This is a genomic window from Mesorhizobium sp. WSM3868, assembly GCF_002294785.1.
GTDB lineage: Bacteria > Pseudomonadota > Alphaproteobacteria > Rhizobiales > Rhizobiaceae > Mesorhizobium.
In genome coordinates this window covers 150,439-167,743 of sequence record NZ_NSGB01000007.1, presented here as the reverse complement: position 1 = coordinate 167,743, position 17,305 = coordinate 150,439, and the positions used below count along the sequence as shown (strand labels likewise).

Genomic DNA, 17,305 nt, shown 5'->3' with positions numbered 1-17,305 from the left:
CGCTCATGAAAAAACTGTCCGCTGCCGGACGCGGAGTATTGCATTAGGGTTTGCTCGCGGCGTCAGGCGACGAGATCGGGCACCGGCCCGACATAGCGCGACTGCGGCCGGATCAGGCGTCCGGTCGCCTGCTGCTCGCGCGCATGCGCAATCCAGCCGGCGACGCGGCCGGCGGCAAAGACGTTGGAGAACGCCTCCTTCGGGAAGCCCGCGGCTTCGAGCAGGAGCGCGGTATAGAATTCGACATTGGTCTGGATCGAGCGTTGCGGCTTGGCGACCCTGAGCACGTCGAGTGCCGCCTGTTCCACCGTCTCGGCGAAGGCCAGCCGGCTGCCGGTCTCATAACGTGTGCCCAGCCGCCGCACGACGGCTTTCAGCACGTCGGCACGTGGGTCGCGCACGCGGTAGATGCGATGGCCGAAGCCCATGATGCGCTCGCCGCGCGCGATCTCGTTTCGCAGCCAGGCGGCCGCGTCGCCGCTCGCCTCGATCGCGTCGAGCATCTCGATCACCGGCCCCGGCGCGCCGCCATGCAGCGGGCCTTTGAGCGCGCCGAGCCCGGCCAGGATCGCCGAGGTCAAGCCCGCCTGCGTCGACGCCACCACCCGCGTTGCGAAGGTCGAGGCATTGAGCCCATGGTCGCAGACTGTCACCAGATACGTATCGAGCGCCTTGGCAAGGGCCGGCGACGGCGTGCCGGAGAGCATTCGCAGCATGTCGTTGGCATGATCGGCGCGTGCGTCCGGAGTCAGAGGCTTCTCGCCGCGTCCGAGCCGCAGCAGGGCCGGAGTTAGCACCGCCGGCGCCGCGATCAGCCGGAGCGCGTCGGCGAGCGACTCGCCGTCGGGCAGAAGGGCGATGCCGGCGCGCATACCGCTGTAGACGTCGAGCGCTGGAAGTTCAGCGAGCATCGGCTGCAGCCGTTCGAAAATCTCGACACGCGCATTGCCGATCGCCTTCTCCAGCTCGTCGTCGCCGGGAAGCTCGTCAAAGAACCCGTCGAACAAGAGGCGGACCACCTGGCCGTAGCGCCAGTGCCCGGCGAGTTCCGTCAACGAATGGCCTCGGATGGTGAGATGGCCGCCCGCGCCGTCGACATCGGAAAGCACCGTCTCCGCCGCCACAACATCTTCGAGCCCGTTTGCCATGACTGTCTCCTTGACCCTTTTTGCACTGCAGTTAATGCTCTACAATCAACGCATCAATCTTGATCAACTGAATCAATATGAGGCGGAACGGACATGTCCGAATGGCTGACGCGGGAGGAAGCGCTGGCGCGGCTCAAGGTCCGGCCGCAGACGCTTTACGCCTATGTCAGCCGCGGCCGCATCGGCATGCGTCCCGACGGGACCGACCCGCGCCGCAGCCAGTATCGCGCCGACGACATAGACGCGCTCGCCACCCGCCGGGAGCGCGGGCGCAGCCCCCAGGCGATCGCCGAAAGCGCCATCGCCTGGGGCGAGCCGGCGATCACCACCGCCATCTCGACCGTGCTGCACGGCCGCCTCGTTTATCGCGGCAAGGATGCCGTTGCGCTTGCCGCGACAGCGACGCTGGAGGAGGCAGCAAGCCTGCTTTGGGCATCCGGCGCCGCGATATCCTTCGCATCGCTGACGCCTTCGATCGTTCGCGAGAGCGGCCCCCCGACGGCCTTTGCAAGATTGTCGGCGCTTGCCGCGGCTGGCCGGCCTTCGCTCGGCCGCAGGCCGGGCATGCTGCAGCAGGATGGCGCCAGCGCCACCAGCGTGCTCGCGACGTCACTCGGTGCAAGCCCGGGGGCGGAGCCGGTGCATGAAAGGCTGGCGCGCGGCTGGTCGGTCGACGCTGCCGGTGCCGATCTCATCCGCAAGGCGCTGGTGCTTTTGGCCGATCACGAGCTCAACGCCTCGACCTTCGCCGCACGCGTCGCCGCTTCGACCGGCGCGCCGATCGTGGCCTGCCTGCTTGCCGGGCTCGCTGCCCTTACCGGCCCGCGTCATGGCGGCGCCGGCGCCGCGGCCATCGCGCTGGTCGAGGATGCCGAGCGGCTCGGGCCGGACGAGACGATCGCGCGCTGGCTGGCCCACGACCGGCCGCTGCCCGGCTTCGGCCATCAGCTTTACCCCGAAGGCGATCCGCGCGCCGAGGCTCTGCTGCCCGACCTCGATATCGCTGACGGTCTGCTGCATCTGCGCGACGCCGTCCTTGCCGCGACAGGCATGCGCCCGAATGTCGACTTCGCGCTGGCCGCGCTGACGCGCAGCCTCAATCTCCCCGCCGACGCGCCCTTTCGCCTGTTCGCGCTCGGTCGCAGCATCGGCTGGACGGCGCATGCCATCGAGCAGGTGACGAGCAACAGGCCGATCAGGCCGCGAGCCCGCTATGACGGCCCTGCAGGAACACCTGACGGCTAGCCATCACGACATGGTGTCGAGCTTGCGCTGCATGGCGGCGATCTGCGCCTTCAATTCCTGCAGGTCGTCGGATTTCTCGTCCTTCTTCGACGGCTCGGCGGGCGCCGCGGAATTGGGGCCGGCTGACGGGAACGGCGTGAACATGCGCATCGCGTTCTGGAACATCTCGACGTTGCGCCGCGTCTGTTCCTCCAGCGCCTTCATCGGCGTCTTCATCATGTCAATCGGCGTCTTGCCGAAGGCGCCCTTCAGCTGCTCGCGGAAACGCTCCTGCTCCTTGGAGAAGGCGATCATCGACTGTTCGAGGAAGCTCGGCACGATCATCTGCATCTGGTCGCCGTAGAAGGAGATCAGCTGGCGCAGGAACGGGATCGGCAGCATGTTCTGCCCGTCCTTGTTCTCCAGCTCGAAGATGATCTGGGTCAGCACCGGATGCGTGATGTCGTCGCCGGTCTTGGCGTCCTGCACGGTGAATTCTTCGCCCTTCTTGACCATCTCGGCCAGATCTTCGAGCGTGACATAGGTGCTGGTGCCGGTGTTGTAGAGCCGGCGGTTGGCGTATTTCTTGATGACGATCGGGTCGTCTTTTGCGGCCATCCGTATCCTCCCCAGGATACCGGCGCGTTCACAGTAAGCGGCCGGTAACGATTGCGCCATTTGTCGAGGATATGCGCAAAAGCGTCACAATTCCAAGCGGTTTGTGCAGTGCGGCATCAATTAATGCCGAAAGGGCGGGCCAAATTGTGCTGCAGCGCGATGGCCACGCCGTCACGATAAGCGCTCGACTTGCTTGCCGCGCATGGCGGCCATGCCGATTTCCGGTTTGACTCAGGTGCTTGAACGGGCAAGAAAGTCTCCAAGGATAGCCTAACGACACCTCGAAGCCTGGAGAAGAAAATGTCCGCTTCCAATTCAATCGTCGTCGCCAGCGCAGCCCGCACAGCAGTCGGCTCCTTCAACGGCAGTTTCGCCGCCACGCCCGCGCACGAGCTCGGCGCGGTCGTCATCAAGGAATTGCTCGCGCGGGCCAAGGTCGACCCGGCGGAGGTGGACGAAGTCATCCTGGGTCAGGTGCTGACCGCCGCTCAGGGCCAGAACCCGGCCCGCCAGGCTTCCATCAATGCCGGTCTGCCCAAGGAGACGACTGCTTGGGGCCTCAACCAGGTTTGCGGCTCGGGCTTGAGGGCCATTGCGCTCGGCATGCAGCAGATCGCCACCGGCGACGCCAAGGTGATCGTCGCCGGCGGCCAGGAATCGATGTCGCTGTCGCCGCACGCCCAGCACCTGCGCGCCGGCGTCAAGATGGGCGACTACAAGATGATCGATACCATGATCAAGGACGGCCTATGGGATGCCTTCAACGGCTACCATATGGGCAACACCGCCGAGAACGTCGCTCGTCAGTTCCAGATCACCCGCGAAGTCCAGGACGAGTTCGCGCTGGCCTCGCAGAACAAGGCCGAGGCGGCGCAGAAGGCCGGTAAGTTCAAGGACGAGATCGTCGCCGTCACCATCAAGGGCAAGAAGGGCGACACCATCGTCGACCAGGACGAATACATCCGCCACGGCGCTACGCTGGATGCCATGACCAAGCTGAAGCCGGCCTTCGACAAGGACGGCACCGTCACCGCCGCCAATGCTTCGGGCATCAATGACGGCGCCGCCGGCGCGCTGCTGATGACCGAGGCCGAGGCTGCCAGGCGCGGCATCACCCCACTGGTCCGCATCGCCTCCTGGGCGACCGCCGGCGTCGATCCGGCGATCATGGGCACCGGCCCGATCCCGGCCTCGAAGCGGGCGCTGGAGAAGGCCGGCTGGTCGGCCAAGGACCTCGATCTCGTCGAGGCCAACGAGGCCTTCGCCGCGCAGGCCTGCGCCGTCAACAAGGGCATGGGCTGGGATCCCTCGATCGTCAACGTCAATGGCGGCGCCATCGCCATCGGCCATCCGATCGGCGCCTCGGGCGCCCGCGTGTTCAACACGCTGGTCTACGAGATGCGTCGCCGCGGCGCAAAGAAGGGCCTGGCGACGCTTTGCATCGGCGGCGGCATGGGCGTTGCGATGTGTGTGGAAGCCTTGAACTGAGCGAACGGCGAACTGAGCGAATAGCGAATGGGGAGTAGCGAATAGGGGAAATGGCGTTGCGCCACGGGACATAGGATCTCTACTCGCTATTCGCCACTCCCTATTCGCTCTTCCGACCAAAGGGAGGAAATGCATGAGCAAGGTAGCAATCGTCACGGGCGGATCGCGCGGCATCGGTGCGGCGATATCGGTGGCCCTGAAGAATGCCGGCTATTCGGTCGCCGCGAACTATGCCGGCAATGACGAGGCGGCCCAGAAATTCAACGCCGAGACCGGCATCCCCGTCTACAAATGGTCGGTCGCCGATTATGACGCTTGCGCCGCCGGCATCGCCCAAGTCGAGGCCGATCTCGGTCCGGTCTCGGTGCTGGTCAACAATGCCGGCATCACCCGCGACACCATGTTCCACAAGATGACCCGCGAGCAGTGGAAGGAGGTCATCGACACCAACCTTTCCGGCGTCTTCAACATGACGCATCCGCTATGGAACGGCATGCGCGATAGGAAGTTCGGCCGCGTCATCACCATCTCCTCGATCAACGGCCAGAAAGGCCAGATGGGCCAGGTCAATTATTCGGCCTCGAAAGCCGGCGATATCGGCTTCACCAAGGCGCTTGCCCAGGAAGGCTCCCGCGCCGGCATCACCGTCAACGTTGTTTGCCCTGGCTACATCGCCACCGACATGGTCATGGCCGTGCCGGAAAAAGTGCGGGAATCGATCATCGCTCAGATCCCGGTCGGCCGTCTCGGCGAGCCGGAGGAGATTGCGCGCTGCGTCGTCTTCCTCGCCTCGGAAGACGCAGGCTTCATCACCGGCTCGACGATAAGCGCCAATGGCGGCCAGTATTTCGCCTGAGATCTTACTGGCCTGAACTCTTCTGACACCGATGGCAGACGGCCCGCCGCAAACGGGCCGCCTGTTTTTGTCTGCGCAGCGGCGGCACCGGGTGGGCATGCCTCAATTTGGCACGCAAAAGTTAACGGCCTCCCCGCGCCCTGTGGGAAACCCGGTTCACAAGCTGTGGATTTTCGGTGCACAAGCTTTGGACAACACCATATCTAGGGGTGAACAAAACAGGAAGTTTTGCAGATCGCTGATTCGTCGCCGATTCGTTCCGGCTTTGGCCGAAAAGTTAACGGGCAACGCCGGAAACAGCGCGAAAAAGATTAACGACGATTAGGAAAGATCAACCATTTCATAATGTTCGCGGCCGCGCTCAAGTCCGTCGCGGTCGCTCTCCCACAAAGGTTAACGACGCTCCGGCACCAGCGCGAGCCAAGCACGAAACGGGCCAATTCACAGATTCAGCATGTGGTGAGACTCATGGCCAAAAAATCCACATGTAGCCGTGAACAAAACCTGAATCAGAGTGAGTCAGTGATTCGTCGCCGATTCGTTCCAGACTCGTTCCAACGGTTAATCAACCGCGGATTTTGACCTTGCCTGTCGTCGCGCCATCTCTTGATGGGAACATTCCGCTTTCCCTTGATGGGAACATTCCGCTTTCGCTTCGCGTCTGAAATCCCTATGTGTGCCCTGTCACACGCGGCGGCACCGCCGCGTCCCCGACAACAAGCGGCAGAAAGCCTCATTTCCGAGCCGATGAATATCCAGCCGAAACCCTCCCAGCCGCTGATCCTTTCCGGCCGCGACGTGACGGCCGTGCTCGGCCCCACCAACACCGGCAAGACCCATCTCGCCATCGAGCGCATGGTGGCGCACGACACCGGCATCATCGGTCTGCCGCTGAGGCTCCTTGCCCGCGAGGTCTATACACGCGTCTGCGAGAAGGTCGGCGCCAGCAAGGTGGCGCTGGTCACCGGCGAAGAGAAGATCGTGCCGGCGAGCGCGAGATATTCCGTCTGCACCGTGGAGGCGATGCCGCGAGAGACCGATGCCGCCTTCGTCGCCATCGACGAGGTGCAGCTCGCCGGCGACCTCGAACGCGGCCACATCTTCACCGACCGCATCCTGCATCTGCGCGGCCGCCAGGAGACGCTGCTTCTGGGCGCCGCCACCATGCACGGCATCCTGCAACGCCTGCTGAAGGGCGTCTCGGTAGTGACGCGGCCGCGGCTGTCGCATCTCGCCTACGCCGGCTCGAAGAAGCTCACCCGCCTGCCGCGGCGCACGGCGATCGTCGCCTTCTCCGCCGACGAGGTCTATGCCATCGCCGAATTGATCCGCCGCCAGCAGGGCGGTGCTGCCGTCGTTCTCGGCGCGCTCAGTCCCCGCACCCGCAATGCCCAGGTGGAGATCTTCCAGTCGGGCGACGTCGACTATCTCGTCGCCACCGATGCCATCGGCATGGGCCTGAACCTCGACCTCGAGCACGTCGCCTTCGCCCAGAACCGCAAGTTCGACGGCTACCAATACCGCAACCTGACCGCCGCCGAGCTAGGCCAGATCGCGGGGCGTGCTGGCCGACACCTGCGCGACGGCACCTTCGGCGTCACCGGCCAGGTCGATCCGTTCGACGAGGATCTGGTTAAGAAGATCGAGGCGCACGATTTCGACCCGGTGAAGGTGCTGCAGTGGCGCACCGCCGATTTCGATTTTGCCAGCCTCGATGCCCTGAAACGCTCGATCGAGACCAACGCGCCGGTCGAAGGGCTGACCCGGGCATTGCCGGCGGTCGACGCTCAGGCGCTGGAACATTTGTCGCGCGACGCGGACATCAGGACGTTAGCCACCGGCAGGGAGCGCGTGGCGCTGCTGTGGGAGGCCTGCGCGCTGCCGGACTACCGCAAGATCGCGCCCGCCCAGCATGCCGACCTCATCGCCTCGATCTACATGGACCTTGCACGCCATGGCCATGTCGATGAGAATTACATGGCCGAGCAGGTGCGGCGGGCCGACACCACGGATGGTGATATCGACACGCTGTCGCACCGGATCGCCCAGATCCGCACCTGGACCTTCGTCTCCAACCGACCGGGCTGGCTGGCCGATCAGCTACACTGGCAGGAAAAGACGCGCGAAATCGAAGACAGATTGTCGGATGCGTTGCATGAGCGGTTGACGAAACGCTTCGTAGACCGCAGGACTTCCGTCCTCATGCGGCGCCTTAGAGAAAATACCATGCCTGAAGCTGAAATCAGCCCAACCGGAACCGTGCTCGTCGAAGGCCATCACGTCGGCGAACTGCAGGGATTCCGCTTCACCGCCGACCAGAGCGCCGGCGGCGAGGACGCCAAGGCGGTGCGCACCGCTGCCCAGAAGGCGCTCGCGGCTGAGTTCGAGGCGCGCGCCGAGCGCTTCGCCGCCTGCGCCAACGGCGATCTGGCATTGGGCTCGGACGGTGTCCTGCGCTGGATCGGCGCGCCGATCGGCACCCTGGTTGCCGGCGACGAGGCCTTGAAGCCGCGCCTTGTGCTGCTTGCCGACGAGCAGCTCACCGGCCCTGCCCGCGACAAGGTCGCGGCGCGTGCCGAGCGTTTCGTCAATTTCCAGATCGAGTCGCTCTTGAAGCCGCTGGTCGATTTGAAGAACGCCGAGCAGCTCACCGGCATCGCGCGCGGTATCGCCTTCCAGCTCGTCGAGCATTTCGGCCTCATCAACCGCCGCGACATCGCCGAGGAAATGAAGTCGCTCGACCAGGAAGGCCGCGCGGCGCTGCGGCGTCTTGGCGTCCGCTTCGGTGCCTACCACGTCTTCGTGCCGGCGCTGATCAAGCCGGCGCCTGCCGGGCTGGTGACGCTGCTCTGGGCGCTTAAGAGCGACGGCAAGGACAAGCCAGGCTTCGGCGACGTGGTGCATGCGCTGGCATCGGGCCGCACCTCGGTGGTGATCGATCCTGCTTTCGACAAGACGTTCTACAAGCTCGCCGGCTATCGCAATCTCGGCCGCCGCGCCGTACGCGTCGATATCCTAGAGCGGCTGGCCGATCTCATTCGCCCCGCGACCAACTGGAAGCCCGGTCTCGGCCAGCGACCAGACGGCGCCTATGACGGCCACGCCTTCATGGTGACGCCGCCGATGATGTCGATCCTCGGCGCCACCGCCGACGACATGGAAGAGATCCTCAAAGGCCTTGGTTATCGCGCCGAACCGAAGCCGGCGGCGGAGGTGAAGGCCAAGCTCGACGCGCTGGACAATGCCGCCCGCGAGGCCTCCGCTGCGAAGCTTGCGGCGGAAGAGGCCGCGCGTGCTGCACAGGCGGCAGAGACGGACGCCGTGGCAACCGACAGGGTTGCAGAGGCAACGATCGAGGGATCCGAGCCGGCTGCCGCTGTAGTTCCTGCCGACGCCATCGCGGAAGCCGCGAGGGAGCCTGACGCGAAAGACCCGGCGGAAGCGTCGGCTGCGGTCGCGGAAGAGGCTCCGCCTGTGGAGGCCGCCGCAGCGGTGGACGCTGCAGCAGCGTTTGGGTCGGCTGAAAGCGCCGACGCCTCCACCTCGATGGGGGAGGTCGCGGCGGGAAGCGACGCGGGTGGGGCTGACGGCGCCGACGATGCAGACGGCACCAACACCGCCGACGCCGGCGCTCTCCACGAGGGCGAAAGCGGTGAAGGCGCAGAGCCCCCCGCCGAGCCGGAAGAGCCGAAGCCGATCCTGCTGTGGCGGCAGGCGCGCTTCGACCATTCGCGCCCGCGCCACCGCCATGACAATCGCCGCGACAATCGTCCGCGCAACGGCCAGGCGACAGGCGATGGCCAGGCGGGTGCCACGGGTGGCCAGGCCGGCGATCGGCCAGCCCGTGAGGGCCGCCGCGACCAGCGCGACGGGGCCGGCAAGCCGCGCTTCGACCGCTCGAAGTTCAAGCCGAGACCGGAACGCGAAGGCGGCGAACGGCGCGAAGGCAGGCCGCAGGGCGAACGTGCCGATCGCCACGAGGGGGGCCGCCGCGAGGGCCGGCCGGACTGGAAAGGCAACAGGCAGGACGGCAAAGGCAATGCCGCGGGCGGCAGCAAGCCGACCTTCCAGAGCAAGCCGCGCGAGGAGCGTCCGCAGCGCTTCGATCCGGATTCACCCTTTGCCAAGCTCGCCGCCTTGCGCGACCAGCTGAAGAAATAGCCTCGGCCGGTCGCGATGGTTGGAGAAGGCCGCCAGCGCATCGACAAATGGCTGTTCTTCTCGCGTGCGGTGAAATCCCGGTCGTTGGCGGCGAAGCTCGTCGTTGCCGGGCGCGTCCGCATCAATCGCGACAAAGCAGCGCAGGCCTCCGATCTGGTCAAGGCCGGCGATGTCCTGACCATCACGCTCGACCGCCGAATCCTTGTCTGGAAGGTGCTTGGCCCTGGCGCCCGGCGTGGTCCTGCCGACGAGGCGCGGCTGCTTTACGAGGATATGTCGCCGCCGCCGACGCCCAAGGGCGAGGCGGTTCCTGACGCCATTCCGGCGCTGCGCGAGGCCGGCACCGGCCGTCCGACCAAGCGGCAGCGGCGGCAGACGGACCGGCTGCTCGGCGAGGACTAGAAGATACGACGGAACCTCGTCGCGGCAGGCGCGCGGAATTCCTTTCCGCGATGCCGGCTCAGGCGGGAAGTCCTGCCCTTGCAAGCGGCGGGCAAAGGCGTTACCTCACCAAAAAAGCCCAGCAAATACGGGACGTCCCGGAGCCTGCGATGACCTATGTCGTGACCGACAATTGCATAAAATGCAAATACATGGACTGCATCGAGGTCTGTCCGGTCGACTGTTTCTACGAAGGCGAGAACATGCTCGTCATCCATCCTGACGAGTGCATCGACTGCGGCGTGTGCGAGCCGGAATGCCCGGCCGACGCGATCAAGCCGGACACCGAGTCCGGGCTCGACAAATGGTTGCAGGTCAATTCCGAATACGCGGAGAAATGGCCCAACATCACTGCCAAGAAAGAGCCGCCGGCCGACGCCAAGAACTTCGACGGCGAGGCCGGGAAGTTCGAGAAGTATTTCTCGCCGGAGCCCGGCGAAGGCGACTGACGGCCGGGCCGGGCAAGCCGGCATGACGCCACGTAAGAGAGCCGATACAATTGCTGTCTTGACAGCCAGCGATGGCGCGTGGCGTTAGCGAATGCAGCAAAACCTTGATTCTTCCGACTTTTTGTGTTATATCCGCGAAACATGCCGGTGACACAACGTCGATTTATGGCGCTAACGCCCCAAATCACTGAAAGGTGAACTTTTCAAATCCGGACCAGAGCGATCTGGGGCAGGCAATCGCATTCGTGCGGTTTGTCGGTCCCGGCTTATTCCGGTGAGTTCACTTGTTGTGCGGCTAAAGATCGGCTTCCGCCGATCGTCTGAGTTCAGCCGGCGCCGCCATGCCGGCGCTACAACTAAGGAGTTCAGGGCGTAATGGCAACGATCACCCCGCAGAAGAAGTCCACCGCGGCCCGTCACGGGTTCAAGACCGGTGAGTTTATCGTTTATCCGGCGCATGGCGTCGGCCAGATCGTGGCCATCGACGAGCAGGAAGTCGCGGGTCACAAGCTGGAGCTGTTCGTCATCGATTTCCAGAAGGACAAGATGCGGCTTAAGGTGCCGGTCGCCAAGGCGACCTCTATCGGCATGCGCAAGCTCTCGGAAGAGGATTATGTCGATCGCGCGCTGAAGGTCGTGCAGGGCCGCGCCCGCATCAAGCGCACGATGTGGTCGCGCCGCGCGCAGGAATATGATGCCAAGATCAATTCCGGCGACCTGATCTCGATCTCGGAAGTGGTGCGCGACCTCTATCGCGCTGACAACCAGCCGGAGCAGTCCTATTCCGAGCGCCAGCTCTACGAAGCCGCACTCGACCGCATGGCTCGCGAGATCGCCGCCGTCAACCGCATGTCGGAGACCGAGGCGGTTCGCCTCATCGAGGTCAACCTCAACAAGGGTCCGAAGCGCGGCGCCAAGGCCGACAACGAGGAAGCCGAGCAGGAAGAAGCTGCCTGAGCTTTCGCCTGCCGAAGAACGAAGAACCCGGCCTGGCGCCGGGTTTTTTGTTGCGCGCAATATCGGAAGGTCGACGCTGCCCTCATCCGCCTGCCGGCACCTTCTCCCCGTAGTGAACGGGGAGAAGGAAGATGACGGCGTCGTTGGCGCCCATTCTTGAAACGTTGGCGATTGGCGAATGATGAAAGCGTCCTTTCTCCCGTCACTATCCGCGGAGAAATGCCCGGCAGGGCAACGAGGGGCAGCGCCAACTTATGAAGAAATCGTACCTGATCCCCCGTCGCCGGCTTCCTTCCGCGCTTCCTCCTGCCGCAGCGAGGCGATGAAGCGCTTAGTCCGCTCGCGCTCGGGATTGTCGAACACGATCGAAGCCGGGCCCTTCTCGACGATCGAGCCGGCATCGAGGAACACGACCTCCTGCGCGATCTTGGAGGCAAGTCTCAGATCATGCGTGGCCATCACCATGGTGGTGCCCTCGCGGGCCAGCTGACCCAGCACGTCGACCACTTCCTGCGCCAGCTCCGGATCGAGCGCCGAGGTCGGTTCGTCGCAAAGCAGCACGCGCGGCGACGGCGCCAGCGCCCGGGCGATCGCAACGCGCTGCTGCTGGCCACCTGACAGAGTCGCCGGCCAAGCATCGGCCTTATGCGCCATGCCGACCTTCTCGAGCAGCGCCATCGCCCGCTCGCGCGCCCGCGCCTGCGGCCATTTCAGCACCGTCACCAGCCCTTCCATGACATTCTCGATCGCCGTGCGATGCGGAAAGAGCTGAAAGTTCTGAAACACCATGCCGGTCTGCAGCCGCACGCGCTGAATGTCCGCCGCCGGTACCTTGGCGCCCGGCCGAAATTCCAGCGTCTCGTCGCCGATGCGCAAAGTGCCCGAGGTCGGAATTTCCAAGAGGTTGATGCAGCGCAAGAGCGTGCTTTTTCCGCCGCCCGAAGGCCCGACCAGCGCCGTGACACTGCCTTCGTCGATGCTGACGGTGACACCTTTCAGGACAAGATTGTCGCCGAAGCGCTTCTCGATGTTGGTAAGGCCGATCATGCATTGGCCTCCAGGAAGCCGCCATAGCGGTTGAGCCGCACCTCCAGCCGCGCCTGCAGCGCCGACAGCACCGAGCTCATCGCCAGATAGAGCGCCGCCGCCTCGACATAGAGGATCAGCGGCTCGTAGGTGGTGGCGACGATGCGCTGCGCAGCCTGGAACATTTCGGGCACCGTTATTGCCGCCGCGAGCGAGGTGTCCTTGACCAGCGATATGAACGTATTGGAGAGCGGCGGCACCGCGACGCGGCCCGCTTGCGGAAGGATCGTGCGCCGCATCGCCTGGCTCCAGGTCATGTCGATCGAATAGGAGGCCTCCCACTGCCCTTTCGGCACCGAGCCGATGACGGCGCGGATGATCTCCGACGTGTAGGCGCCGATATTGAGCGTGAAGCCGATCAACGCTGCGGGAAAGGCATCGAGCAGGATGCCCACCGACGGCAGGCCGTAGAAGATCAGGAAGAGCTGCACCAGGAGCGGCGTGCCGCGAAAGATCCAGACATAGAAGCGCACAAGCGCGACCAGCGGTTTCGGGCCGAACAGCCTGATCAGCGCCGTCACCAATCCGGCCATAAGCCCCAAGGCGAAGGACAGCAGCGTCAGCGGCACGGTGAAGATCAGTGCCGCCCATAGCAGCGTCGGCAGCGACTCCAGCATCAATTGCAACCAGTGCGGCACGGAGCCCTTCTCCTTTCCGGACGCTGCGACCCTCTGGCCGCATGCCGAGCGACTATCAGGTAAAAATCGGCGGGCCGTCAAAGACGGCCCGCCGGAACTCAAGCAAAAGGGATGATTGGGCTTACTGCGAGACGTCCTGGCCGAAATATGTGTCGGCAATCTTCTTGTAGGTGCCGTCGGCCTTGATGTCGGCCAGCGCCTTGTTGATCGCCGCCACCAGTTCCGGATCGCCCTTGCGCACGATGACACCGGAATAATCGGCATTCTCTTCCTGCGCGGCGATCTTCACATTGGCGTCGGGCTTGTGCTTCTTGAAATCGAGGAAGGACAGGCTGTCGTTGATGGTGGCGTCGGCGCGACCGGTGAGCAGCAGCTGGATCGACTGGTCGAAGCCGTCGGTGCCGACCAATTCGGCGCCGTTCTTCTCGGCGAGCTTGCCGAAATTCGAGGTCAGCGACTGCGCCGCCTTCTTGCCCTTGAGATCCGCGAATGTCTTGATGTCGCTGTTGTCGCCGCGCACGATCAGCACCGCCTTGGAGGCGATGTAGGGATCGGAGAAATCATACTTGGCCTTGCGTGCGTCGGTGATGCCGACCTCGTTGATGACGGCGTCGTAGCGGTTGGCGTCGAGCCCCGCGATCAGGCCATCCCACTTGCCCTCGAGAAACTGCACCTTGACGCCGAGCTTCTCGGCGATCGCCTTGGCGATCTCCACGTCGAAGCCGACCAGGGCGCCGGATTCGTCATGATAGGTGAAAGGCGCGTAGGTGCCCTCCGTGCCGACCTTGATCACGCCCGCCTGCTTGATCTGGTCGAGATTGGCGCCGGCATGACCGGCTGTGACTGCCAGAACCTGCAGCGTTCCGGCGACGAGAAGCGATTTGAGCCATTTCATTTTTCTGTGATCCCGTTTTGACCGGTGCCCCGGCGCATGGTGAGAGCCGCAAACTGGCAGATGGAAGCTCGAGAAATAAGGAACCAGATTTCAAAAATCGACCGTTCCAGAAATCCAGTTCTCAAAACCAGCGAAAAATCCGCCAAGCCAAGCCTCACGGATCGATAACAGAAACGTTTTCGGCAGGCATATGCATCCGCCGGCACTACGGAACCATTCGCGCTTCTGGCACGTTGCTGGCTGTTGTAGGGCGCTGCGACGTCATTTCAACCGTCATCCAGTGCAACGACCGCCAAAAGGAGCCGGCATGATCGAGGATGTGGCAGGACGGACACTGGTCCGGGCGGCAATGAAGGCTCCCTATCTCGAGCGCGACGAGGAGCATCTCCTGGCCATACGCTGGAGGGAAAAAAAGGATCAGGACGCGCTGCATCTGATCACCGTCGCCCATATGCGGCTGGTGATTTCGATGGCTTCCAAATTCCGCCACTACGGTTTGCCGCTCGGCGACCTCATTCAGGAAGGCCATGTCGGCCTGCTGGAGGCGGCTGCCCGCTTCGAGCCCGCCCGAGAAGTGCGTTTCTCCACCTATGCCACCTGGTGGATCCGCGCCTCGATGCAGGACTATATCCTGCGCAACTGGTCGATCGTGCGCGGCGGCACCAGCTCCGCGCAGAAGGCCCTGTTCTTCAATCTGAGGCGGCTGCGCGCGCGGCTTGCCAACGGCGCCGAGCCGCTCTCCAATGCCTCCCTGTACCGTGAGGTTTCGGCCGCGCTCGGCGTGCCGGAAGCCGACGTGGCGATGATGGATTCGCGTCTTTCGGCCCCCGACAGCTCGCTCAACACCCCGCTTGCCGACGAGAACGGCGCCGCCGAGCGGATGGATTTCCTGGTCTCGGAGGATCCGCTTCCCGACGAGGTCGTCGGCGAAACTATCGACGTCGAGCGCCGCGCGGTCTGGCTGAAGAGCGCGCTCGGCGCGCTCAATGCGCGCGAGCTGCGCATCATCGAGGAGCGCCGCCTGAGCGACGACGGCGCCACCCTGGAATCGCTTGGCGAGGCGCTCGGCATCTCCAAGGAACGCGTCCGCCAGATCGAAGCCCGCGCCATGGAAAAGCTGCGGGCGGCGCTGGTGAAGCAGAACCCCGAATTCCTGGCGGAAGCCGCCTGAAAGCCAAGGCAGCGACTCGAAGTCGTCGGGAGGCCATCAGGTCCCGGCGGCTTTTCTGCATCCGTAGCCATGGATTGTGAATTCTTTAACAGACCCTCGCGGCGTAAACTGTCTTCCTGACTGCACCAACTTTAGCGGATGGGGGTTTGCCATGCTGCGATGCTGCGCGTTCCTTGCAGCCTTGGTTCTCGTGTGCTTCACCGCGTTCGAGGCTCACGCCGATCGAAGGGTTGCCTTGGTCATCGGCAATGCCGAATACCGAAATATTCCGGCTCTCAAAAACCCGGACAAGGATGCTCAGGACGTCGCGAACACGTTCCGGCTGGCCGGCTTCGACGTGTTCGTGGCCAAGGACTTGACCAAGCTTCAGTTCGAGGAGCGGTTCCGCAACTATCTCGCCGCGGCGGACGGTGCGGATCTGGCCGTCGTCTACTATTCCGGCCACGGTTTTCAGATCGGCGGCGAGAATTTCCTGATCCCCGTCGATGCCTCGCTGAAGGATGCCGCCGACATCGAGGTCCAGGCGATCAAGCTCGACGACGTTCTGGAGCAATTGCGCTCGAAAGCGAAGATCCAGGTGATCATCCTCGACGCCTGCCGCAACAATCCTTTCCCCCGCCAGGATTACTGGCTGAGGGACCAGCTGATCGTCGCGGGCGACGCCGGCCTTGCGCAGGTGAAGAGCTCGCTGAACACGCTGATTGCCTTCGCCACGGAGCCGGGCGCGGTCGCCTATGACGGGCGCGGTGCCCTCAGCCCGTTCTCATCTGCCTTTTCGCGCCATGCACTGGCGCCCAACCAGGAAATCCGCACGGTGATGGCGGCCGTTCGCCGCGACGTGGTCAAAGCCACCAACGGCAAGCAGGTTCCGTGGGAGAATTCCTCGCTGGTCGACGAGGTGGTGCTGATGCGCCACGATGACGCCGAGGGTCAGGAGGTCACGGCCAAGCAGGAGCAGCCGGATCCGGAGAGCGGCATCCACCTCACCGGCGCCGCCGAGGCGATCGGAAATCGCGATATCAGCATCCCGGTTGGCGTCGGTCCGGTTCCGCTGAAGCTCGATTTCCCGAGCAACGATCCCGCGATGAGCCTGAAGCTTGCAAGCTATCCGGCAACGGGAACGCTGTCGCTGCCGGACAGGACCCTGTCTCCGGATTCCAGCCTGAGGGCCGGTGAAATCGATAATTTGCGTTACGAGCCGCAGATCGGCTCAGCTGCTCCGGTCGAGATTGGCTTCCAAATCCGCGACGGCAACGCGTCCAAGGCAGCGATGATGAAGCTGTCGCCGAGCGTCGACCCCTGCGACCAGGCGGCGGGCGCACCGCTCGACCTGCAGGGCGTCGCGCCCGGCCGTTTGCAGAACGAGATCGCCGGCGAGGCCGCGGAGGCCTGCGAGGCGGCGGTGAAGGCCTACCCCGATGTCGCCCGGTTTCGCTATGAGCTTGGGCGGGCGCTGCTGGCGTCCGGCAAGGTCGACGAGGCCAGGAAAGCTATCCAGGAGGCTGCCGACAGGGGGCATGTCCGCGCCATGTTCGAGCTCGGCCATATCGCTTCGTCCGGAATAGGACCGGCCGCGGACTCCGCGAAAGCGATCAGCTTCTATTCAGAAGCATCCGACAAGGGAGACCCCTACGCTATGGCTGCTTGGGGGCGAGCCTTGTTCAATGGTGTCGACGTCGAGCAGAATACCGGCAAGGGATTGGACCTGCTGCTCAAGGCGGCGGCCATGGGGCACGTCAACGCGATGAACGATCTCGCCGTGATCTTCAAGGATGGCCGCAACGGCGTGCCCGCCGATGAGGCCCGCGCCTTGGCTTTCCTCAAAGCCGGCATCGAGCGGCAAGAGGCATATTCGATGAGCATTCTCGGCCTTCCCGCGCGCAGCGCCTTAACGGTCGCAGTGTGCAAGCCCAAAGTCGTGACGAAAATAGTCACCAAGGTAAAGGTTGTCCGCACACCCGCGCCGAAGACGCCGACGGTGACAGTCCCGACAGTGGTCAAACCACTGCAGACCGATACCGGACCGGCGCCCTGGCGCGGCAGTGGCGGCGATCATTCCGGGCCCAGCGGCGGCGGCCAAAGTGGTGAGGGCGGCAGCAGTGGCGGGCTCTGATTGCTGCGGCAGCCGCGCGCCCGCCGAACAGAAGCGCGCGGCTGATCCGTTGCGGAAGCA

At 64.2% G+C, this 17,305-nt stretch carries 14 protein-coding genes; 9 read left to right on the top strand and 5 right to left on the bottom strand.

The genetic code is table 11. The annotated features are described in order from the left end of the window. Window positions 1-62 precede the first annotated feature (62 nt). On the bottom strand, window positions 63-1,148 hold the full coding sequence (locus CK221_RS13945) for a citrate synthase/methylcitrate synthase (RefSeq protein ID WP_095778119.1): 1,086 nt from the start codon (window positions 1,146-1,148) through the stop codon (window positions 63-65). Window positions 1,149-1,241: 93 nt separating this feature from the next. Between CK221_RS13945 and CK221_RS13940 the strand changes: the two genes are divergently transcribed. Beyond that, window positions 1,242-2,393 (top strand): citrate synthase family protein, encoded by a 1,152-nt coding sequence (locus CK221_RS13940; protein ID WP_095778118.1) that lies wholly within the window; start codon window positions 1,242-1,244, stop codon window positions 2,391-2,393. A 3-nt stretch (window positions 2,394-2,396) separates the two neighbouring features. Here the strand turns inward: CK221_RS13940 and phaR are convergent, their stop codons facing one another. Next, window positions 2,397-2,990 carry a polyhydroxyalkanoate synthesis repressor PhaR gene (phaR, locus tag CK221_RS13935; RefSeq protein WP_067001892.1) on the bottom strand — a complete coding sequence of 198 codons (594 nt, stop codon included), beginning with the start codon at window positions 2,988-2,990 and terminating at the stop codon, window positions 2,397-2,399. A gap of 300 nt (window positions 2,991-3,290) precedes the next feature. On the opposite strand from phaR, the gene CK221_RS13930 reads away from it, so the two are divergent. From CK221_RS13930 to CK221_RS13905, 6 genes are all read left to right on the top strand, one after another. Then, window positions 3,291-4,478: an acetyl-CoA C-acetyltransferase gene (locus CK221_RS13930; protein WP_067001890.1), complete on the top strand. Its 1,188-nt coding sequence runs from the start codon at window positions 3,291-3,293 to the stop codon at window positions 4,476-4,478. A gap of 133 nt (window positions 4,479-4,611) precedes the next feature. Beyond that, on the top strand, window positions 4,612-5,334 hold the full coding sequence (locus CK221_RS13925) for a beta-ketoacyl-ACP reductase (RefSeq protein ID WP_095778117.1): 723 nt from the start codon (window positions 4,612-4,614) through the stop codon (window positions 5,332-5,334). 747 nt (window positions 5,335-6,081) lie between these two features. Continuing rightward, window positions 6,082-9,495 carry a helicase-related protein gene (locus tag CK221_RS13920; RefSeq protein ID WP_095778116.1) on the top strand — a complete coding sequence of 1,138 codons (3,414 nt, stop codon included), beginning with the start codon at window positions 6,082-6,084 and terminating at the stop codon, window positions 9,493-9,495. 15 nt (window positions 9,496-9,510) lie between these two features. Beyond that, complete coding sequence (locus CK221_RS13915; RefSeq protein WP_067001879.1) at window positions 9,511-9,897, top strand: RNA-binding S4 domain-containing protein; 387 nt, start codon at window positions 9,511-9,513, stop codon at window positions 9,895-9,897. Window positions 9,898-10,046: 149 nt separating this feature from the next. Continuing rightward, entirely contained in the window at window positions 10,047-10,385 is a 339-nt protein-coding gene (gene fdxA, locus CK221_RS13910; protein WP_067001876.1) for a ferredoxin FdxA, read from the top strand. 375 nt (window positions 10,386-10,760) lie between these two features. Continuing rightward, window positions 10,761-11,342, top strand: a complete 582-nt coding sequence (locus CK221_RS13905; protein ID WP_040974338.1) for a CarD family transcriptional regulator — start codon at window positions 10,761-10,763, stop codon at window positions 11,340-11,342. A gap of 252 nt (window positions 11,343-11,594) precedes the next feature. On the opposite strand, the gene CK221_RS13900 is transcribed toward CK221_RS13905, so the two are convergent. The 3 genes from CK221_RS13900 to CK221_RS13890 form a co-directional block, all read right to left on the bottom strand. Beyond that, window positions 11,595-12,389 carry an amino acid ABC transporter ATP-binding protein gene (locus tag CK221_RS13900; protein ID WP_095778115.1) on the bottom strand — a complete coding sequence of 265 codons (795 nt, stop codon included), beginning with the start codon at window positions 12,387-12,389 and terminating at the stop codon, window positions 11,595-11,597. Further along, complete coding sequence (locus CK221_RS13895; protein ID WP_095778114.1) at window positions 12,386-13,066, bottom strand: ABC transporter permease subunit; 681 nt, start codon at window positions 13,064-13,066, stop codon at window positions 12,386-12,388. The genes CK221_RS13900 and CK221_RS13895 overlap by 4 nt, the downstream gene beginning before the upstream one ends. 121 nt (window positions 13,067-13,187) lie before the next feature. Then, a complete protein-coding gene (locus CK221_RS13890; RefSeq protein ID WP_095778113.1) occupies window positions 13,188-13,961 on the bottom strand; it encodes an amino acid ABC transporter substrate-binding protein in 774 nt (257 codons plus the stop codon). Between the two features lie 307 nt (window positions 13,962-14,268). Here CK221_RS13890 and CK221_RS13885 point away from each other — a divergent pair, with 307 nt between their 5' ends. Both CK221_RS13885 and CK221_RS13880 read left to right on the top strand, forming a co-directional pair. Continuing rightward, entirely contained in the window at window positions 14,269-15,132 is an 864-nt protein-coding gene (locus CK221_RS13885) for an RNA polymerase factor sigma-32 (RefSeq protein WP_067001865.1), read from the top strand. Window positions 15,133-15,283: 151 nt separating this feature from the next. Next, window positions 15,284-17,245 carry a caspase family protein gene (locus CK221_RS13880; RefSeq protein ID WP_095778112.1) on the top strand — a complete coding sequence of 654 codons (1,962 nt, stop codon included), beginning with the start codon at window positions 15,284-15,286 and terminating at the stop codon, window positions 17,243-17,245. The last annotated feature ends 60 nt before the right edge of the window (window positions 17,246-17,305 follow it).